At 63.2% G+C, this 20,743-nt stretch carries 15 protein-coding genes and 1 tRNA gene; 11 read left to right on the top strand and 5 right to left on the bottom strand.

All coding sequences use genetic code 11. The features are described from left to right. Nucleotides 1-10 precede the first annotated feature (10 nt). The 5 genes from AAV94_RS04895 (at nt 11) to AAV94_RS04875 (ending at nt 6,909) form a co-directional block, all read left to right on the top strand. Complete coding sequence (locus AAV94_RS04895) at nt 11-1,060, top strand: P1 family peptidase (protein WP_046741296.1); 1,050 nt, start codon at nt 11-13, stop codon at nt 1,058-1,060. Beyond that, entirely contained in the window at nt 1,057-1,518 is a 462-nt protein-coding gene (gene dtd / locus AAV94_RS04890; protein WP_046741207.1) for a D-aminoacyl-tRNA deacylase, read from the top strand. Before AAV94_RS04895 ends, dtd begins: the two co-directional genes overlap by 4 nt. Before the next feature lie 538 nt (nt 1,519-2,056). After that, the gene (locus AAV94_RS04885) at nt 2,057-4,891 is read left to right on the top strand and encodes an aconitate hydratase (RefSeq protein WP_231731245.1); all 2,835 of its coding nucleotides are present in this window, start codon (nt 2,057-2,059) and stop codon (nt 4,889-4,891) included. A 248-nt stretch (nt 4,892-5,139) separates the two neighbouring features. Further along, nucleotides 5,140-5,232: transfer RNA gene (locus AAV94_RS04880), tRNA-Leu, on the top strand. 153 nt (nt 5,233-5,385) lie between these two features. After that, a complete protein-coding gene (locus AAV94_RS04875) occupies nt 5,386-6,909 on the top strand; it encodes an ATP-binding protein (RefSeq protein WP_046741206.1) in 1,524 nt (507 codons plus the stop codon). 141 nt (nt 6,910-7,050) lie between these two features. Here AAV94_RS04875 and AAV94_RS04870 read toward each other — a convergent pair whose 3' ends face one another. The 4 genes from AAV94_RS04870 to AAV94_RS04855 all read right to left on the bottom strand — a co-directional run bounded on the left by AAV94_RS04870 (nt 7,051) and on the right by AAV94_RS04855 (nt 11,570). Then, nucleotides 7,051-8,811, bottom strand: coding sequence for a hypothetical protein (locus AAV94_RS04870; protein ID WP_052754918.1), 1,761 nt, complete (start codon nt 8,809-8,811; stop codon nt 7,051-7,053). Nucleotides 8,812-9,047: 236 nt separating this feature from the next. Beyond that, nucleotides 9,048-9,305, bottom strand: a complete 258-nt coding sequence (locus AAV94_RS04865; RefSeq protein ID WP_046741205.1) for a type B 50S ribosomal protein L31 — start codon at nt 9,303-9,305, stop codon at nt 9,048-9,050. A 163-nt stretch (nt 9,306-9,468) separates the two neighbouring features. Further along, nucleotides 9,469-10,905, bottom strand: a complete 1,437-nt coding sequence (locus AAV94_RS04860) for an ATP-binding protein (RefSeq protein ID WP_046741204.1) — start codon at nt 10,903-10,905, stop codon at nt 9,469-9,471. Continuing rightward, on the bottom strand, nt 10,899-11,570 hold the full coding sequence (locus AAV94_RS04855) for a response regulator (RefSeq protein WP_046741293.1): 672 nt from the start codon (nt 11,568-11,570) through the stop codon (nt 10,899-10,901). Before AAV94_RS04855 ends, AAV94_RS04860 begins: the two co-directional genes overlap by 7 nt. Before the next feature lie 214 nt (nt 11,571-11,784). Between AAV94_RS04855 and AAV94_RS04850 the strand changes: the two genes are divergently transcribed. The 4 genes from AAV94_RS04850 to AAV94_RS04835 all read left to right on the top strand — a co-directional run bounded on the left by AAV94_RS04850 (nt 11,785) and on the right by AAV94_RS04835 (nt 15,529). Further along, complete coding sequence (locus AAV94_RS04850; protein ID WP_052754917.1) at nt 11,785-13,449, top strand: phosphoethanolamine transferase; 1,665 nt, start codon at nt 11,785-11,787, stop codon at nt 13,447-13,449. Continuing rightward, nucleotides 13,449-14,171: a phosphatase PAP2 family protein gene (locus tag AAV94_RS04845; RefSeq protein ID WP_046741203.1), complete on the top strand. Its 723-nt coding sequence runs from the start codon at nt 13,449-13,451 to the stop codon at nt 14,169-14,171. The genes AAV94_RS04850 and AAV94_RS04845 overlap by 1 nt, the downstream gene beginning before the upstream one ends. Before the next feature lie 21 nt (nt 14,172-14,192). Then, nucleotides 14,193-14,603: a diacylglycerol kinase gene (locus AAV94_RS04840; protein WP_046741202.1), complete on the top strand. Its 411-nt coding sequence runs from the start codon at nt 14,193-14,195 to the stop codon at nt 14,601-14,603. 98 nt (nt 14,604-14,701) lie between these two features. After that, entirely contained in the window at nt 14,702-15,529 is an 828-nt protein-coding gene (locus AAV94_RS04835) for an undecaprenyl-diphosphate phosphatase (RefSeq protein ID WP_046741201.1), read from the top strand. A gap of 17 nt (nt 15,530-15,546) precedes the next feature. Here AAV94_RS04835 and AAV94_RS04830 read toward each other — a convergent pair whose 3' ends face one another. Beyond that, nucleotides 15,547-16,005 (bottom strand): RidA family protein, encoded by a 459-nt coding sequence (locus tag AAV94_RS04830; protein WP_046741291.1) that lies wholly within the window; start codon nt 16,003-16,005, stop codon nt 15,547-15,549. A gap of 336 nt (nt 16,006-16,341) precedes the next feature. Here AAV94_RS04830 and AAV94_RS04825 point away from each other — a divergent pair, with 336 nt between their 5' ends. Then, on the top strand, nt 16,342-19,029 hold the full coding sequence (locus AAV94_RS04825; RefSeq protein WP_046741200.1) for a DNA internalization-related competence protein ComEC/Rec2: 2,688 nt from the start codon (nt 16,342-16,344) through the stop codon (nt 19,027-19,029). Between the two features lie 225 nt (nt 19,030-19,254). Continuing rightward, nucleotides 19,255-20,736 carry a circularly permuted type 2 ATP-grasp protein gene (locus AAV94_RS04820; RefSeq protein WP_046741199.1) on the top strand — a complete coding sequence of 494 codons (1,482 nt, stop codon included), beginning with the start codon at nt 19,255-19,257 and terminating at the stop codon, nt 20,734-20,736. Nucleotides 20,737-20,743: the final 7 nt, after the last annotated feature.

The raw sequence follows: 20,743 nt of genomic DNA, 5'->3' as shown, positions 1-20,743 counted from the left end.
ACTGCAGGCCATGACTGTTGACTTTGACCGTGCGCTGGCTGAGCCCAGCTGTATCACCAAAGTGGCTGGTGTGCGCGTAGGCCACGCCGAGATGGCGGGGCGCACCACCGGATGCTCGGTGGTATTGACCGAAGCGGGCGCGACGGCTGCTGTCGACGTGCGAGGTGCCGCGCCTGGCACGCGCGAGACGGACCTGCTGCAGCCGGGCAATCTCGTCGAGCAAGTGCATGCCCTCGTGCTGTGCGGGGGCAGTGCCTTTGGTCTTGCGGCCGTCGATGGTGTGATGCACTGGCTGGAGCAGCGCGGTATCGGCCTGGATACCGGCTTTGCACGTGTGCCCATCGTGCCGGCGGCGGTGCTGTTTGATCTGGTGCTGGGTAATGCGGCAATCCGCCCCGATGCGGCTTGCGGCTATGCGGCCTGCGAGGAAGCCGCGCGGCTGGCGCGTGCCGGCATGCAAGTGCCGCAGGGCAGCGTGGGCGCGGGCAGTGGCGCGGTGGTGGGCAAGCTGTTTGGTCTGGCCCATGCCATGCGCGGAGGCGTCGGAAGCGCCAGCGTGTGCGTCGAAGGCATTACCGTAGGGGCGCTGGTCGCCTGCAATGCCGTGGGGGATGTGCGCCACCCCACACGCGGTCACATCATTGCAGGCGCGCGCGTTTCGCCCGATGCCCTGCAGATGTGCGATGCCTATGAACGCTTGCTCGAGGGGACCCCGCCCACAGGGGTCTTGGCAGGCACCAATACCACGATCGGCGTGATCGCAACGGATGCGGCGCTGTCCCGGACTCAGCTCCAGCGCCTGGCAATGGCTGGCCATGATGGGCTGGCCAGAACCATTACTCCTGTCCACACGATGAGCGATGGCGATACCCTGTTTGCGCTGGCTACCGGGCGGGTGGCTGATCGCACGCTGTCCATGGTGGTGCTTGCCGCGATGGCGATGCAGGCCGTCATGCTGGCGACCGTGCGTGCCGTGCTGACGGCAACTGCGTACCGTGACAATGTGCTCTGGCTGCCGACGCCGCACACGTCACGTCCGCGCGAAGGAGCTGTGCCGTGATCGGGCTTGTCCAGCGGGTATGCCATGCACAGGTCAGCGTTGATGCACGTGTTGTCGGTGCCATCGATGCCGGTCTGCTGTTGTTTGTCTGCGCCGAGGTGGGCGACACCGAACGCGAGGCCGATCGTCTGCTGACCAAGGTGCTCAAGCTGCGTATCTTCAGTGATGATCAGGGGCGCATGCATTACAGCGTGCAGGATGTGCAGGGAGGGCTGCTGGTAGTCAGCCAGTTCACCCTCGCGGCAGACGTCTCGGGTGGAAATCGCCCCAGCTTTTCACACGCCGCGCCGCCTACCCAGGCAAAACAGCTGTATGACTATTTCCTGCGGCAAGCGCGTATTCGTCATGGCGTGGTGGAAGCAGGGGAATTTGCCGCCCATATGCAAGTCGCGCTCCTTAATGATGGTCCGGTAACCATCCCATTGCATATCCCACCGGCAAGCCCTTGTATTTTCTGAATGGCGTTGTCGTGAGTCCTGCCATTTAATAGGATGTTTGCATCTACGGCTCTGGCACGCCAAGGCTGGAAAGCGATCACGCACGGCCTAATGGTTTTCCCTATGGCGCGCGCAGTGGCCACTGGCGCAATGCCATGGCCGTTCGCGGTCCCTTGCTGGGCCACTCTTTAAAAAAAGTCGCGGCACCCGCATATAGGTTTGCGGCGATTTTGCGCGGTAGCGGATTCAGGCGACGGTGTCCGACGACTTATGGCGGCGAATATGCCTACAATTTGATTGTCAATTTCGCAAGGCAATGCCGTTTCATGGCTTGTCACACCGAGTCGCCCCGCGCGGCGCTTTTGCGACCGCGCTGCCTTCAACGGAAAAGAAAGATAGCGAAAGGGTCCCCATGAGCACGAATACATCTTCTTCGGTTGTAAAACGCACGCGTTCGGCCAGGTCATCGGCAGGCAAGGCGGCAGGTGCCGCGGTGGCTGCCGATGCCGCGCTGGCCCGCACGCGCAAAACCTTCCGCCTGCCTTCCGGCAAGCAAGGCATGTTGTATTCGCTGCCGCAGCTTGCAAAGCTCTATCCCAATGTGGAGCGCCTGCCCATCTCCATTCGGCTGGTGCTGGAGTCGGTGCTGCGCAACTGCGATGGCAAGCGTGTCACACCCGAGCATGTGCAACAGCTGGCCAACTGGCAGCCCAACGCCAAGCGGACGGAGGAGATTCCCTTTGTACTGGCGCGTGTGGTGTTGCAGGACTTCACCGGCGTGCCATTGCTGGCAGACTTGGCTGCCATGCGCAGCGTGGCCCAGCGCCTGGACAAACCGCCAGCGAAGATCGAGCCCCTGGTGCCGGTCGACCTCGTCGTCGATCACTCGGTGATGGTGGACTACTATGGCACCAAGGATGCGCTGGACCTGAACATGAAGCTGGAGTTCAAGCGCAACGAGGAGCGCTATGCCTTCATGAAATGGGGCATGCAAGCCTTCAAGACCTTTGGCGTGGTGCCGCCCGGCTTCGGCATCGTGCACCAGGTCAACCTGGAGTACCTTGCACGTGGCGTGCACAAAACCGCGGATGGTGTGTATTACCCGGACACGCTGGTGGGAACCGACTCGCACACCACCATGATCAACGGCATTGGTGTGGTCGGCTGGGGTGTTGGCGGGATCGAGGCCGAGGCTGCCATGCTGGGCCAGCCTCTGTACTTTCTCACGCCGGACGTGGTGGGCTTCGAGCTCAAGGGCAAGCTGCGCGAAGGCGTCACTGCCACGGACCTGGTGCTGACGGTGACCGAGATTCTGCGCAAGCAGAAGGTGGTGGGCAAGTTCGTGGAGTTCTTTGGCGAGGGGACCGCCAGCCTGTCCGTGCCAGATCGGGCCACCATCGCCAACATGGCGCCCGAGTACGGCGCGACCATGGGGTTCTTCCCGGTCGACAAGAAGACCATCGAGTACTTTGAGGGCACTGGCCGTACCAAGGCAGAGATCGAGGCCTTCGAAGCCTATTTCAAGGCGCAGAAGCTCTTTGGCGTGCCCAAGGCCGGCCAGATTGATTACTCCCAGGTGGTGACGCTCGACTTGTGCACCGTCACGCCCAGTCTGGCCGGGCCCAAGCGCCCGCAGGACCGCATTGAGCTGGGCAAGGTCAAGAGCACTTTCGTTGATCTTTTCAGCAAGTCGCCTGCGGAGAATGGCTTTAACCAGCCGGCAGAGCGCCTGGGACGGCGCTATTACGCCAGCGATGGTGTCTGCACCGACGATGTCTGTCCTCCCCCGGTCACCCCGCTGGAGGCGCAGCCGCCCATGCCGGAAGGTGCCGAGCGCAATAAGGCAGAAATGGTCCTCAATCGTCCCGATCTGCCTCCTGCTGAAACCGATTTGGCGGCCCAGCCTGCCGACCGCGGGGAGGAGGTGACACTGGGACACGGCGATGTGCTGATTGCCGCAATCACCAGCTGCACCAACACCTCCAACCCTAGCGTGCTGCTGGCAGCGGGCCTGCTGGCCAAGAAGGCGGTCAAGAAGGGCTTGCGCGTCAAGCCGCACATCAAAACCTCGCTGGCGCCGGGCTCGCGGGTCGTGACAGAGTATCTCGAAAAGGCCGGTCTGCTGCCGTATCTGGAGCAGTTGGGCTTCACGGTGGCCGGCTACGGGTGCACCACCTGCATCGGCAATGCAGGCGATCTGCGCAGCGAGTTCAATGAAACCATCATCAAGAACGATCTCGTCTGCGCTGCTGTGCTGTCAGGCAATCGTAACTTCGAGGCACGCATCCACCCGAACATCAAGGCCAACTTCCTGGCCAGCCCGCCGCTGGTGGTGGCCTATGCCATTGCCGGAACAGTGCTCAAGGACCTGATGAGCGAGCCGGTCGGGCAGGATGCCAAGGGCCGTGACGTCTACCTCGGAGACATTTGGCCGACCAGCGACGAGGTCTACAAGCTGCTCAAATATGCGATGAATGCGCGAGCGTTCCGCAAGAACTACGGCAGCATTGCGCAGAACCCCGGCAAGCTGTGGGAGAAGATCCAGGGCGTGACCGGCGAGACCTATTCCTGGCCCAAGAGCACCTACATTGCCGAGCCGCCGTTCTTTCGCGATTTCTCGCTGGACTCTGCGCCGGTGCAGATTGACGAGCGAGGCACGGCGGTGTCGGGGGCTCGCATCATGGCGCTGTTTGGCGACTCCATCACGACCGACCACATCTCGCCAGCCGGATCCATCAAAGAGTCCTCGCCTGCTGGCCAGTGGCTCAAGGAGCACGGTGTGATGAAGCAGGACTTCAACAGCTATGGCTCGCGAAGGGGCAACCACGAGGTGATGATGCGCGGCACCTTTGCGAATGTGCGCATCAAGAACCTGATGATTCCGCCAGCTGCGGATGGCTCGCGCGAGGAAGGTGGCGTGACGATCTACCAGGGTGAGGGCGAACTGGCTGGCAAGAAGATGCCGATCTACGACGCTGCAATGCGTTACATGCAAGCGGGTATCCCCACCGTGATCTTCGCAGGAGAGGAGTACGGTACCGGCTCCAGCCGCGACTGGGCGGCCAAAGGCACGCAGCTGCTGGGCATCAAAGCGGTCATTGCGCGCAGCTTCGAGCGCATCCACCGCTCCAACCTGGTGGGTATGGGTGTACTGCCGCTGCAGTTCCAGGGCAGTGATTCCTGGCAGGGACTGGGCCTGGATGGATCGGAGCAGGTCGACGTGTTCGTCCATCCTGAGCTCAAACCGCAGAGTGAGGCGACCGTGCGCATCACCCGCCGTGATGGCAGCGTGCAGGAGATCACGGTGACGCTGCGCATCGATACACCCATCGAAGTGGACTACTACCGCGCCGGTGGCATCCTGCCGTTTGTGCTGCGCGATCTGTTGCAGTGATGCCGCGTGCGTTGAGCCTGTCGCAGGCGTGAGGACCTGTTTGCATTCCTTCGCCTTGCGGTCCTTGGCGCAACGCGTCCGGCGAGACGGTGCCTCTTGCATCCTCGTCAACTGGCGGGGCAACGCGACGGCTGAAAAGATCGCAAAGAGGTTCTTAGCGCATGCGCTGCATTAGAATGGCGAGCTTGCGCCTGGCGACCGTTTCGCTGCCGGGCGTCAGTGCATGGTCGGCACGACCGCCACGCGCTGCCCCGGTGGTGGAATTGGTAGACACAGCGGACTTAAAATCCGCCGCTTACCGTAACAGGGGCGTGCCGGTTCGACCCCGGCCCGGGGCACCAGCAATAGGCAACAATCAGCTTGGCCCATGGCGGTCGTTTACGCCCGCCATGGCGCAACACGTGACATGCCGCCCTCAATGTTGGCCCTCTCCCATGCCTGGGAGGCACGGGCGGACAGGCATGGGCTTGTAACGCGACCAGGGAAGGGCTCGGATGGCTTGGTTGGGATTCCTTGTGCTGCAGGTGGCCGGTGCGCTGCTGGCACTATGGCTTGGCGGTCAGTGGTGGCATGCGCTGCTGGGAGCACTGATCAGCCTCTGGCTGGGCTTTTTCTACGTGAGCTGGCAGAACGCGCGCTTTTATCAATGGGCCAAGGACGAAGGCCAGGCGCCGCAACGTTTCTATGGCTGGTGGGCCAATCTGCAGTACTTCTGGCGCAAACAGCAGCGCAAGCACAGTTTCCGGGAAGAGCGCCAGCAGCGCCATCTGCAGGAGTTGCGCATGGCCATCCAGGCATCGCCCAATGGGGTGCTGCTGCTGGATCACGACTGGAGCATCGAGTGGCTCAACAACACGGCGGGCGAACATCTGGGGCTGGATATCGATCGTGATATCGGCCAGAACCTGCTGACCTTGGTACGTGATCCTGAATTTGCCAGCTATTGCGCGGTCGGTGATTTCCGTGAGACGCTGGAGATGGACGGGCGCAGCGCCGTTGCCGGCGCCAGCATGGGGCGGCGCCGGCTGGCGGTACAGCTGTTTGAGTATGGCGAGGACAAGCGTCTGATGCTCTCGCGTGACATCACGCAGATCCAGCACACCGAGGCGATGCGGCGTGACTTCATCGCCAATGTCTCGCATGAGATCCGCACACCCCTGACCATTTTTTCCGGCTATATCGAGACGCTGCAGACATTGCCCTTGCAGGATGAGGAGCGTGATCTGTACTACCGGCGCATGCAGCAACAGGCGCAGCGCATGCAGCTGTTGGTGGCTGATCTGCTGACTTTGTCCGCGCTGGAAGGCAGCCCGCTGCCCAATCTCAGCGAATATATCGAGGTGGCACAGCTGCTGCGGCTGTGTCAGGAAGAAGCGCTGGCGCTGTCCACCTCACTGGCGCAGGGCGCGCTCGCCCCCATGCATGCCATCACACTGCATTACGTCGATGAGCGTGGCCAGCGCTGGTTGTTGGACGGACGAAGCCGCACCGCCCAGCCTGTGGCAGGCGATAGCGTCGAGATGAGCCAGGTGCTGGCGGATGACGTGCAGAAGACATCGCCAGACGGCGCACAGCCATGGCCGGCCAACATGGGCAGGCTCGCCGGCAGCGAAAAGGAAATCCAGAGTGCGTTCTTCAACCTCATCACGAATGCTGTGCGCTATACGCCAGCTGGCGGAGCCATTGCGCTGGTCTGGCACTGGCATCCGGATGGCGGCGCCAGTTTTGCGGTGCGTGATACCGGACCGGGTATCGCCGCCGAGCATCTGCCGCGGTTGACTGAGCGCTTCTACCGGGTTGATCGCAGCCGCTCACGCGGCACCGGTGGTACCGGGCTTGGGCTGGCCATCGTCAAGCACGTGGTGCAGCGCCATGGTGGGCATTTGCATGTGGAGAGTCAGGTTGGCAAAGGCTCGCAGTTTCGCATCGAACTGCCTGCTGCCCGTATGGTGACGCCAGTTGCCGTGGTCGCGGCCGAACAGGAGCGCGCACGCCGCGAACGCATGCTGGCGGCGTGAGAACCTGTTCACGGACCGGACATTGCCGAAACCAGAGAATGCCCGCAGGAAGGCGCCATGCACATCGTCCATCCGCTACTGCGCGCCTCGCGGCGCAAGGCGGGTGCTCGCGACGATGAGCCGCAACTTCCGGGGCGGCGTTCAACGCGTTGGGTGCGAGAGGATCACGATGGCCTCGTCGCCGGTAGGCCGCTGGACACGGGCACGTTCACTCCAGCCTGCCGCATGCAGCTCGCCCTCGCGTTGCTGCCAACGCACGGCCGTCAGCATGGCCAGCGGGCAGGTCCTTGCCATCTCGGAGGATTCGGCATGCATGGGCCATCCGGCCTGACTGTAAAACGCTGCCAGCTGCGGTTGCAGCAGTCCGAGATCAACAATGCAGGAGGTGCGCGCGGGCACGTGTTCACGCAGCTTGTCGATAAGCGGAAGATAGCTGCGGCCATAGTCCAGCATCGGCAGCCACAAGGTCATCACCAGGACGACACACCAAGTGGCGCCGCCGGCTGGCAGGACCAGGCTTTTCCACAGTGCAGCGCGATGGCGCCCGGTGCGCCATGCAATGGCCATGAGCCAAACGGCGGTTGCCGCCAGCGCCAACACGAAGGCCAGCAGCGAGAACTGCGGAACATACTCCGGTGCCAGCTTGGCGACATTGGCCGCGGGCTTGGCCGGAAAGCCCGTTTGCGTGGCGGTCCAGATGACCCAGATCGCGACGCCACAGACGGTGAAGAACAGCAGCGTGAACCAGTCGATCAGCGCTGCCACGCTGCGGCTCAGGGTAGGCAGTGCAAAGGCGGCCAGCGTCGCTGCCATGGGCAAGCTGAGAAACAGCGTGCGGTCGCGTCGGGAGCCTTCCAGGCACACGGCCAGCGCCACGGTCACGGCAATGAGTGCGACCGGCAAGGCCAGATGGTAGGCCGGGCGACGATTGAAGAGGTGCCGGCGCCAGCGGTACAGGGCCCAGCATCCCAGCGGCCAGGCGGGCCAGCCAAACCAGATCAAAAGCCGCACGATGCTCTTCCACTCGTCGGCTGCGTAGCGTGGCACCGCCAGCGGCCATGCACCTTCGTGCCAGAGTGTGGTGGCCATCAGCGCCGCTGCAGCCAGCAGCACCAGAGGTAGCCAGAGGCGCGCGTGAGCGCGGCCCGTCGCCTCTTGGGGAACGGTCGCGTGCGGCAAGCCGTGGCCGAGGGGCGCGTCCGGGTGGCTGCACAGCAGCGCCAGCGTTGCAGCGCACAGGGCGATCAGCGTCCACAACGCGCCGCCCGACAGGTACAGCAGTGCTACAGCCACTGTGGCCCACAGCAACGCCAGCAGGGGGCGGTGTGGTACCGAGAGCGCCAGAAACAGCACGCTGGCGCCGCTTAGCTGTACCACGGACGCCGTGGTCTCGTGTGAGAACTGGATAAGCCCAAGGCATGCAATCAGCGCAAGCACGGCGCCGTCAGCCAGCGCCCGTGCATAGTCCACGGGCCGTGCCTCACCGCCGAAGGCAAAGGGCACGGGCTGGGCTTCATGCCGACGTGCCAGATAGTAGGCGGCATACCAGGTGGCCACAAAGCTTGCCAACACCAGCAGCATGAATGGCAGGCGGGTGGCCAGCTCGGGATCCAGCCACGGTGGAAGAATCCGAAGCGCGAGTGCCCCCAGCCATATTGGCAGGCGCTGCGAAGCGAATTCCAGAGGCTGCCCCACCAGCTGGGGCGTCAGCCAAGGGGAGTCGCCGCGCGCAATGGCCTGCATGAAGCCATAGGCGATGACGTCTTCATTCTTCCAGGCGCTGCGGCCGATAAAGCCCGCGCAGACGTACACCAGGCACAGCAGCCACAGCAGTGGCCGCGGCAGCGCCCGCACGGCCGCTTGCGTGACGATGGCTGGAGAGGGGGGGCGATTCAGGCGCAAATGAGCAATTCCGCAGTAGGCAGGAGACAAGGGACTGTCACGCGCGCGTTGTGGTCAGCGTGCATGGCAGATCGAATTATTGTGCCGCAAGCAATGGCAGGCATGACGGGCGCAGTGCGTGCATGGCGGGTTACCGCAAGGCATGCCGGACAGCGCCCTAGAGCCGTCTCATGCCACCCGCAGGGCCAAAAAAAGCCCGGTCTAGCCGGGCCTTGCTTGACGAGGTGGCGCAGTTCTTACTTGGCGCCGACCTTGCCAAAGCGATTGCGAAAGCGCTCGACACGACCGCCCATGTTGTCGACCGACTTTTGCGTGCCGGTGTAGAACGGGTGCGATTCGCTGGAGGTATCCAGCTTGAACATCGGCAGCTCACGGCCATCGTCGGTCTTGCCGGTTTCCTTGGTCGGTGCGCACGAACGCGTCACGAACTTGAAGCCGTTGGACAGATCAACGAACAGCACTTCGCGGTAATCGGGGTGGATGCCTTCTTTCATGGCGATAAATCCTTCACAACGCTGCCCTGAAAGGGCTTTTTATCCTGCAAAAAAAGATTTCAGCAGGAACTTCGCACCAGCCACATGCAGCACCCATTGCTGCAGCACTTAGCGCACGAAACCGAAGATTATCGCTCGTTTGCGCTCGCGCGGCAAGTCTGCATCACCGGAGAGAGGGCGCAGCATTTTCCTGTGGGGTCACGTGTGCGCCGCCTAAAGGATCCATTATCGCGGGTATCAGCTCCATTCGGGCCTCGAAACCGTGGTGCAAGCCGGCTGGGGGGGAAGATAGTCGCAACTGCCCTCGCAGGCCTCGCACGATGCTGGAAGTAATCGACATACCCAGACCGTATCCCGCTCTGTCATGGGCCTGGCGCACATGGCGGGTCTGCAGTGTGCTGAGCAATTCGGGCGAGACGCCAGGACCGTGGTCACGCACGATGACGGTGGCGGGCGCCTGAACCAGTACTTCGACTTTGGCGTTGTCGCTGTAACGTAACGCGTTCTCGATCAGGTTCCGCAGTGCAATGGCCAAGGCGTCCGGATCAGCCAAGGCGACCGCTGACGCGTGTTCTGTTGCAGCTGGCGCGTTTGTCTCCAGCACATCCAACCGCTGCTGCGCGTTCTCGCTGATCCAGAATTCGCCAGCTACGGCGGTAGCCAGCTCCAGCAACGAGACGGCGTGCAGCCCTACGGACGAGACTGCCTCTGCGCGGGAGAGCTGCAGCAACTTCTCTGTACGGTGTGCCAGGTTCTTCAGGCCAGCCAGCGCCGCCTGAATGTCGCTGCGTTCGAGCTGTCCATCCAGCGCCGCTTGGAGGTGCAGTGTGGCAGTGGCCAGTGGCGTGCGCAATTCGTGTGCGGCGTTGGCCGCCAGTGTGCGCTCTACATCCAGTGCGTCGGAAAGCCGCTGCAGCATCCGGTTGACATCCTCGGCAACAGAGCGCAGTTCCTGTGGCATGCCCGCAGTCTGCACGGGACGCAGGTCAGTGCCGCTGCGCAGACTGATCTGCCGCTGCAGACGTTGCAGCACAGACAGCTTTCGTGCTGCGACGACGCGCAGCAGCAGCCCCAGGGCTACGAGCACCGCCACCATTACGAGAACCAACGTCAGCAAGGCGTTGATGAGGACGGTCCATCGTTCCTCAAGGGGGTCGGCCAACTGTAGAAACAGCGGTCGGTACGGATGCTCTACGGTATATATGCGCCAGGGGCCGAGATCCGCAAAGCCGGTCTGCAACGGTGCGTTGAACGGCTGCACCGGAGCGGCGCGCGACCGGAGCACCACGTTGCCCTGCGCGTCAAGCACCTGGTAAATCAGCGGCAGATCGTTAATCAGCGGGTCCTGCGCAATGATTGGTGTGCCGGTCAGTGGGTGGGCATCGTACTGGTGTACGGCCACATCCAGCAGGCGATGGGCGCTTTCCATCAACTCGTAATCGAAGTTCTCATTCGTCTTGGCATAAATGAACCACGCCACGCCCACAATGCATACGGCCCAGACCGCAGCGGTCGTCAGCAGCAGTGCATGCGTGAGTTGTTTTGCCAGCGAGGTCTGTGCCGTGGCCGGAGTTGGGGCGTGCGGCGAGCGTTTCAACATGGGGTGTCTCCCGCGCTCAGACGGTATCCCAGGCCGCGCTCGGTCACGATATGGCAACGGCCCAGTTTGCGGCGCAGGCGGCTGATGAAGACCTCCAGCGTGTTGCTGTCGGCTTCCTGGTCAAATCCGTAGAGGGCATCCTGAAGGTATTCGCGGGTGTGCAGGTGCTGAGGCCTGACAGCCATCGCATGCAGTAGCACCCACTCCTTAGGCGTGAGTACGATAGGCATGCCCGCCTTGCGCACCGTGCCGCGCTGCAGATCAATCTGCAGATCACCCAGCTGAATCACGGCACTGCGTGTGCCACTGCGGCGCCTTTCGATGGCGCGCAGTCGCGCCAGCAGTTCCTCCGGATCGTAGGGTTTGATCAGATAGTCATCGGCACCGGCGTCAAGCCCGCGGATACGATCGCTGACCTGGTCGCGCGCGGTCAAAACGATGGTGATGGGCGTATCGGGAAGTTGCCGCATCGTTGGCAGCAGTGTCAGTCCGTCGCCATCGGGCAGATGCAGATCAAGCAGCACGGCCGCATAGCTGGCCCCATGCAGATGGGCATGCGCCTGCGCGAGCGTTGCCACCACGTCCACGACATACGGCTTGGCGCGCAGGTAGGCCAGCACTGCATCAGCCAACGGCCGATCATCTTCCACCAGAAGTATGCGCATACACAGAAAAAAAGCTTCACGCTGCAAGCTGTGCAGCCAATTGAGCATAAATACCTGAACGGAACCTGAACGCTCTGTTCAGCTGCGCTTCAGTCTCGCTGCGTACCGTAGCGGCATGCAGAAGGACGTACTTCACATCTCGAACTTACCCGGCGCCACATCGGATCGGGCCATCGCATGGTTGCGCTCGCTTGGGCGTTGGCGGCATGCCCTTATGCAAGCCATCAACAGACCACGCTCTGCGCAGGCGACAGTGGTCATCCTGTGTGCTTGGCTGACGGTGGCTGCACATTGGCCGCTCTGGCGGGCGCTGCAGCGTCTGGATGGATACGATGGCCCGGCGCTGGCGCTTTTCATTGTATTCGTCCCACTGGTTTTTGCCGTCCTGGTACTGCTCTTTGCCCTGACCGCGTGGCCACGTGGCATGAAGCCGCTGTGGCTGCTTTTGTTGGCTCTGGCGGCTGTGGGGCAGTACTTCGCACTGCACTATGGCACGGTGATTGACAAGGGCATGGTGCTCAATGTCTTGCAGACCGACCTGCGCGAAAGCCGCGACTTGTTCAATCCACGACTGCTGGTGCAAGTGTGCCTGGTAGCCGGGGTGCCGGCGTTGTGGCTGTGGCGCTTGCCAGTGATCCGGTATGGCATTTGGCAGAACATTGCCCGCACCCTTGTGTTGATACTCGCAGCCCTGACGTGCATCGCTGCCGTCGCACTGCCCAACTTCCGCCAGTTAGCCCCAGTGGTGCGCAGCAACATGACGCTGCGCTACATGATCAATCCGCTCAATTCCGTGGCAGCGGTCTACAGCGCCACGCTCAAGCCCATGCTCCAGAGACCGCGACCATTTGTCAGCATCACCGCGGCAGCGGCATTGGGCGAAACCTACAGCGCAGGCCATGCCCAGAAACCGCCTTTGATGGTGATCGTGGTGGGCGAAACCAGTAGGGGCGATCATTATGGAATCAATGGCTATCCACGCGACACGACGCCCGAACTTGCGCGCCTTGCCGTGCTGAGCTGGCGCAACGCGACTGCGTGCGGCACCAGCACGCGTGAGTCGCTGCCGTGCATGTTCTCTCATTTGGACAAGGCAGGGTTTGAGGAGCGCACGGCCGAGTACGACAATCTGCTGGATGTGCTGCAGGCGGCCGGTCTGGCTGTGTTGTGGGTGGACAACCAGGCTGGCTGCAAGGATGTTTGCAGACGTGTTCCTACCGTGTTCACCAGCGACATGGTTGACACCCCGGCAGGACAGCAGCTGTGCGCCCAGGGCGAATGCCTGGATGCCATGCTGCTTGAGGGCTTGGATGCGCGCCTGGCAGCGTTGCCCGAGTCGCGCAGGCGTAATGGCATAGTCATCGTCTTGCATCAGATGGGCAGCCACGGCCCGGCCTATTTCAAGCGTTCTGCCGCGCCGTTCAAGCCATTCTTGCCGGAGTGCGCCAGCAATGCATTGGCCAGCTGTAGTCAGGAGCAGCTCATCAATGTGTATGACAACTCGATCCGCTACACCGACCATGTGCTGGCGCGCACCATCGAGTGGCTGACGCAGCACGCATCGGCCTACCAAGTGGGGATGCTGTTTGTCAGTGATCATGGAGAATCGCTGGGCGAGGGCGGGCTTTATCTGCACGGCCTGCCGTATGCCGTGGCACCCGCAGCGCAAAAAAGCATTGCGATGATCGCCTGGCCCGGCACCCTGGCCGCACGAACGCAGGTACACCTGCCGTGCGTGCAAGGTACGCTGGATACTGCCGTCAGCCACGACAACTTTTATCACACCGTGCTGGGCCTGCTGGATGTGCGCAGCCCTACTTACCTGTCGGCACTTGATGTGTTGCATACCTGCCGATCCACCGCAAGGAGTGCGACGTGATGGATGCAGGCGTTGCCGCGTCTGTTCGGGGCTGGGTGAGGGGCGCATGGTGGCGCTCCAGCGCCGTCTTGCTTGTGCCCGTGGTGGCGTGGGATCTCAGTGGCCTGGATTTGGTGGTCGCATCCTGGATGGCGGATGGCCACGGCTTTTACCTGGCAGGCAACGCATGGCTTTCCGAATGGCTGCATACCGGTGGGCGGCGAGCGCTGCAACTTGTCGCAGTGATTTTGCTCGTGACAGCGTGCCGACCCTGGGGGCCATGGCGACGCTTTGCACGTTCGGAGCTGCGCTGGGCGATTGGAACGGCGCTGGCCTGTGCGCTGCTGGTGGCAGTCCTGAAACAGGCAAGCCAGACCAGTTGTCCCTGGGATTTGCATGCGTTCGGCGGGAGCGCCGCTTATGTGCCGCACTGGCGGCCAGGCAATGATGGCGGGCCAGGCAGGTGTTTTCCGGCCGGTCATGCCGCCGGCGCATTCGCGCTTTTCTCTTACTACTTCCTGCTGGCGTCGCACAAGCCAACACGCCGTGCAGCATGGATTTGCCTTGTGGCAGTGTGCGCGCTGGGGGCTGCATTTGGGCTCGCACAACAACTGAGGGGCGCGCACTTCACCAGCCATACGTTGTGGAGTGCATGGCTGTGCTGGTTCGTGACAAGTTTTTCCTGGACGGCGCGGTGTCGGTGCGTGCAGCGGCGTGCCTGCGTTTCACCGCGCAAGCGCTGATGCGTACTACTTCTTGCTTCCATGTCAGAGCAATCGGATATCCAGCCATTTGAAAACTTGCAGAAACGGCGCAAGGGTTTTGCGCGCCTTCGTCATGCGACACGCTATTCCTGCAGGGGGCTTTGCGATGCGTGGCGGGAACCGGCATTTCGCCTGGAACTTGCAGTTTCCACTGGGCTGCTGCCATTTGCTTTTTGGTTAAGCGGCAGCTGGGTGCAGACGGCGGTGCTGTTGATGAGCTTGGCACTGGTGTTGATCGTTGAGTTGCTCAACACCGGCATTGAGAGTGCGATTGACCGCATTGGTCCGCAGTGGCATCCGCTGTCAAGAAAGGCCAAGGATGTTGGCAGCGCTGCGACGCTCGTGGCTCTGATTGCTGCAGGTGGTGTGTGGTCATTGGCCATTTTTGCGCGGCTGGCCGCGGTTTCTTAGCCGTGCGAGGCGGGCTGCAAGCCTGACTTTGCTTGAGGGCGAGGTTGCCCGATCTAGCGTGCGTCGATCCGAAGTTGCTTCAAGGGAAGGGTAATGCCATGCAATGGTGGGAAGCGGTGTTGTTGGGGGCCTTGCAGGGGATGACGGAGTTTTTGCCGATCTCCTCCAGCGCGCACCTGAGAATTTTTGGGCCTTTGTTGCCTTCGGGCGGCGATCCGGGCGCGGCGTTTACGGCGATCGTTCAGCTGGGAACCGAGGCGGCAGTGCTGCTTTACTTCCGGGGCGATATCTGGCGCATCGCGCGGGCCTGGTTGGCGGCCCTGGTTCAGCCGCGCAGGCGCAGCGATCCAGAGGCACGAATGGGATGGTTCATTATCCTGGGAACGTTGCCGATTGTGCTCCTTGGTCTGCTTTTCAAGGATGCCATCGAGACCTACTTACGCAACCTGTATCTGGTAGCCAGCATGCTGATCCTATTTGGCATCGTGCTGGCCGTGGCGGATGCGGTGGGACGGCAGACGCGCCAACTGACGGCCATGCGGTGGCCGCACGCACTGGCATTTGGTTTCGCCCAGGCGGCAGCGCTGATCCCCGGCGTGTCACGTTCGGGTGGCACCATCAGCGGCGGGTTGCTGATGGGTTTCACGCGCGAGGCGGCCGCGCGTTATTCCTTCCTGCTGGCCATACCTGCAGTGCTGGCCTCCGGCCTGTACCAGCTGGTCAAAAGCTGGGGGCTGGCGAGTGCGGTGCCCTGGCAGGCGACGCTGTTGGCAACGGCCGTGGCGTTCGTGACGGGATATGCGCTGATCGTGTTTTTCATGCGCTGGATTACCCGCCACAGCTACCTGCCATTTGTCATCTACCGCATTGCGTTGGGGATGGCAACGTTCGCGCTGTTGGGAACAGGGCGTCTGACGCCCCTCTGACTGGCGATGCAGGCGCTTCAGGCCAGCTCGGCGATCAGCTCCACTTCCACACAGGCACCCATGGGCAGTTGGGCTACACCAAATGCGCTGCGGGCGTGCGTGCCCTTGTCGCCCAGCACTTCGACCAGCAGTTCGCTGACGCCGTTGGTGACCAGATGGTGTTCGGTGTAGTCCGGCGCGGAGTTGACCAGGCTCAGAACCTTGACGACGCGCTTGACGTTTTCGAGGCTGCCGCCTGCGGCTTCCTGCAGTGTCGCCAGCAGATCAATGCCCACGGCACGCGCGGCAGCCTTGCCATCTTCTGTTGACAGATCCTTGCCGAGCTGGCCCACCCAGGGCGAGCCGTCCTTGCGGGCAATGTGGCCACTGAGGAATACCAGGTTGCCACTGCGTGTGTACATGACATAGGCGGCAGCGGGTTTGGCGACTGAGGGCAGGGTGATATTCAGCGCCTGCAGTTTTTCATAAATACCCATGGTGTGGATCTCCAGGTGGTTGGCTGTCTGGGAGGATTGCAGGTGGTGCGCAAGACATTGAATAATCGCGCAACGACGGGCATACCGTGGCAAGGCGCTGCTGGCGGCGGCCATCAGGTCCCTTTCCACTTTGCACGTGACGCGGCGATCATAAGGCATGCAATTTCCCGGCCAACACCATTGCGCCAGAAGGCAGACGGGGGCAAGCACCCGCCTGCGGGCTCGCCGTGCATTGCATCGCCTGCGGGAGATAGGCCATGCGTCGTACGCCAGAGGTGGTATGGCGAGTGAAGGGCGCGCCAACCGGCATTGACGATAACAAGGTGGTGGCAGGCCATGGCATGGGGGGCGCTTCTGCTTGGCGGCGCGGTGACGGGCCTGGGGCTGCAGCTGCGCCAGCCGGCACTATGGTCAGGCTGGGAATATGGCGCGCTGGGTCTCTGCGGCGCAGCACTGCTGGCAGCGGCCGTGGTGGGGTGTTGCTTGCGGCACCAGTCGGTCTTCCATTGGCACATGGCGGCGCGCGTCGCGGCTGCCGTGGGCGTTGCGCTGCTGGCCTTCGCATGGGCCGGCGGGCGTGCAGCCTGGTTCAACGCCGGAGCCATGCCGCCGCAGTGGCATGGCATGGATGTACGGGTGCAGGGTGTGGTCGCGGCCATGCCGCGCTGGAATACCGATGGCGTGCGCTTTCGCTTTGCGCCTGAACGGGCGGAGCGCCTCGATGGCACGTCGCTGGAGTTGCCACAGCTGATGGATGTGAGCTGGTATGCGGCGGAGCGTTTCGGCACGGCGGGTCAGTCGCCTACGCAGCCTCTGGATGAGACGGCGGCCCGGTGCGCCGTGCGTGAGCGGCTGCCTGATCTGCAGCCTGGTGATCGGCTGGCGCTGGTCGTGCGGTTGCGGGTGCCCCATGGCAGCTTCAATCCTCCGCTGTTCGATTATGAGCAGTGGCTCTGGCAGCAATCCGTGCAGGCGACGGCTTATGTGCGCCAGGGGCCGGCAGTGGAGGAGCCGGTCGTTCTGGGCCATACCGGTCGCTACCGGCTGCAGCGATGGCGCCACCTGGTGCGTGAGCGCATCCAGCGCGCATTGCTTGCGCCGCGTGCATGGCAGGCAACAACGGGGGCGCAGTTGGCCGCGCCAACAGTGGCCAATCCTCCCTGCTTGAAGGATCAGACGTTGCGCATGCGTTCGACCGGTGTGCTGGCCGCGCTGGTTACCGGAGAGCAGCGCGCCATCGAACAGGAGGACTGGGAGGTATTTCGCATCACCGGCGTGGCGCATCTGATGGCCATTTCGGGGCTGCACATCACCATGTTCGCGGCATTCGCGATGGCGGTGGTCGGGCGGGTCTGGCGGCGTTCGACGCACCTGATGCACGCTTGTCCGGCGCCGTTGGCCGCGCGCTGGGGCGGCCTGGCGCTGGCGGCGCTGTACGCCCTGTTCAGCGGCTGGGGCGTGCCTGCGCAGCGCACGGTGTGGATGCTGGCAACCTGGGTCGTGGTGCAAAGCCTGGGTGTGCGCTGGCCATGGCATGCCACGCTGATGCTGGCAGCTGCGGTCGTGCTGACGATCGATCCCTGGGCGCTGCAGCAGGCGGGCTTCTGGCTGAGTTTCGTGGCCGTGGCGGTTCTGATGGTGCTCGCCAGCGACACTACGGGATCACCCGATCGCCGCGCCACGGCAGCGCAGGCAGTTTTGCCACGAAGGGGCGGGCTGCAGGTCCTCTGGCATGCCGCATGCCGTGCATGCAGTCAGCTTTGGCAGCTGCAGTGGCGGCTCTCACTGGTGTTGGTGCCACTGACGGTGGCGCTGTTCGGGCAGGTTGCGTGGGTGGGGCTGATTGCCAATCTGGTGGCGATTCCCGTGGTCACTGCCGTGGTCACGCCGCTTGCCATGCTGGGTGCCATTGTGCCAGTGCTGTTGCCATTGCCGGCGTGGACGATGGAGCGGCTGCTGCAGTTTCTGCAGTGGCTGGCGCGCTGGCCCGCAGCGGAGCTGATGTGGCCCCAGGTGCCTTGGGGGTGGGCGCTGGTCGGCCTTGCCGGTGCCATCGTCATGGTGGGGCGCTGGCCGCCCTGGCTGCGTTTGCAGGGGGCGGTCTGCCTGGGGGCGATGCTGCTGTGGCGCCCGCCACTGCCGCCAGCAGGCGAATTCCATTTGACAGCGCTGGATGTCGGGCAAGGCAGTGCCGTGCTGGTGCAGACGCACCGCCACACACTGCTTTATGACACGGGGCCGCGTTACAGCGCCTGGCGGGATGCCGGCCAATCCGTCGTCGTACCGTATCTGCACGCCAGGGGGCTGCGGCCTGACCTGCTGGTGCTCAGCCATATCGACAGCGACCACACCGGCGGCGCAGCCAGTGTGCTGGAGGCGTTCTCGGCTACGGCGGTATTGCCGGTCCTTGCGCCGTTTGCCGCTGACCAGTGGCTTTCCCGCCAGGCTGCGCCAGACCAAGGCGCCCTGACGCTGGACGGCTGGCGGCAGTGTGCCGCTGGCCTGCAGTGGCAATGGGATGGCGTGACATTCGAGGTGTTGTATCCGGATGCAATGCAGCTCGAGCGCTGGCGTTCCGCCGAGGCAGCGGGTAGGGCGGCGGTGCCGACGAACGCCACCAGCTGCGTGCTGCGCGTGCGTTCGGCCAGTGGCCGAACGGCCCTGCTTACAGGCGACATCGGCAGGCTGGAAGAGTTCGAGCTGGTGCGGCGTTCCGGCGCGGAGCTGGCTGCCGACTGGCTGCTGGTGCCGCACCACGGCAGCCGTGGCGGCACTTCCGAGCGGTTTGTCTCCGCTGTGACACCACGCTTTGCCGTTGTGCAGGCAGGCTTTCGCAACCAGTTCAATCATCCCCATCCCGCGGTGGTGCAGCGATTGCAATCCCGGTCGGCGACGGTGCTGACGACGCCCCAATGTGGTGCATTGCAATGGAGCAGTGCGCGTCCGCAGGAAATGGTTTGCAGCCGCGAAGTGCGGCGCCGCAGCTGGCACCGGCCCCCACAGGCGCTGTGGCAGGCGCGCTGACCGCCGGTGCGTTTGTCACCGATGTTGTGGAACCCGCTGCGCATCTGTGGGCACAAGCCCGTGCGAGCGCGCGCGGCGAAGGGCACTGATGGCCCAGGCACCTGGGAGCGCGTTACGATGATGCTGCGCCTGCCAGCGCGGGGGCGAGGCTGGACTGGCCGACTATTTGCTTGAGGGACACCATGCGCGCCAGCGCCGACGCGCAGCCAAAGAGGAAAAATCCGTATGCAGAAATTCGATGAAATGTACCGGAGCCTGCCTCCGAAGTCGGGCGAGGAGAGGGAGCACTACAAGGCATACGCCAAATGGTTGGCCAATGTCCCCGAGGGGCAGATGCAGCTGCGGCTGGAGGAGGCGGAGGTGATCTTCCGCCAGGTCGGCATCACCTTCGCGGTCTATGGCGACAAGGACGAAAGCGGAGCCGGCACCGAGCGGCTGATTCCCTTCGATCTGATTCCGCGCATCATCCCCGCGCACGAATGGCGCCGGATGGAGCAGGGCCTGGTGCAGCGCGTCACGGCCCTGAATCGGTTTCTGCATGACGTCTACCACGACCAGGACATCCTGCGCGCAGGCGTCGTGCCCAAGGATCTGATCCTTAGCAATGCGCAGTACCGCCCCGAAATGCAGGGCGTGGATGTGGCCGGGCAGGTCTACTCGCACATTTCCGGCATCGACATCGTGCGTGCTGGCGATGGCGACTACTACGTGCTGGAAGACAATTTGCGCGTGCCCTCGGGCGTGTCCTACATGCTGGAGAACCGCAAGATGATGATGCGGCTGTTTCCGGACCTGTTCAGCAGCCACGCCATTGCGCCGGTGGCGCACTATCCGGACCTGCTGCTGGAGACCCTGCGCGACTGCACGCCCGACGCCATCCCCGAGCCCACCGTCGTCGTGCTCACGCCGGGCATGTACAACAGCGCCTATTTCGAGCACGCCTTTCTCGCGCAGCAGATGGGGGTGGAGCTGGTGCAGGGCCAGGATCTGGTGGTACAGGACAAGTTCGTCTACATGCGCACCACGCGCGGGTTGCAGCGCGTGGACGTGATCTACCGCCGCGTCGATGACGACTTTCTCGACCCCGCGGTGTTCCGTCCTGACTCCGCGCTGGGTGCCGCGGGGCTGATGCAGGCCTACTGCGCCGGCAATGTGACGATCTGCAACGCCGTGGGCACTGGCGTGGCCGATGACAAGTCGGTCTACCCGTATGTGCCCGAGATGGTGCGGTTCTATCTCGGCGAAGAGCCGATCCTGAAGAATGTGCCCACCTACATGGGCCGCAAGCCCGATGATCTGGCCTACATCCTCGATCATCTTGAGGAACTGGTCGTCAAGGAAGTGCATGGCGCGGGCGGCTATGGCATGTTGATCGGGCCGCAGGCCAGCAAGGAGGAGATCGCGCATTTTCGCGCCGCCCTGCAGGCCAAGCCTGCCGGCTACATCGCCCAGCCCACGCTCAGCCTCTCGACCTGCCCGACCTTCGTCGAAAACGGCGTTGCGCCGCGTCACATCGATCTTCGCCCGTTCGTGCTCAGCGGCAAGAAGGTGCGCATCGCCCCCGGTGGCCTGACGCGCGTGGCGCTCAAGGAAGGCTCGCTGGTGGTCAACTCCTCGCAAGGAGGGGGCACCAAGGATACCTGGGTGCTAGAAGACTGGCCCAGCACCGGCCCCTCGAAAGAGTGGCAGGACCTGCAACAGCAATAACGTAGCG

The organism is Lampropedia cohaerens, from assembly GCF_001005215.1.
GTDB lineage: Bacteria > Pseudomonadota > Gammaproteobacteria > Burkholderiales > Burkholderiaceae_C > Lampropedia > Lampropedia cohaerens.
The sequence above is the reverse complement of the archived record's forward strand: the minus strand, read 5'-3'. Positions and strand labels throughout refer to the sequence as shown.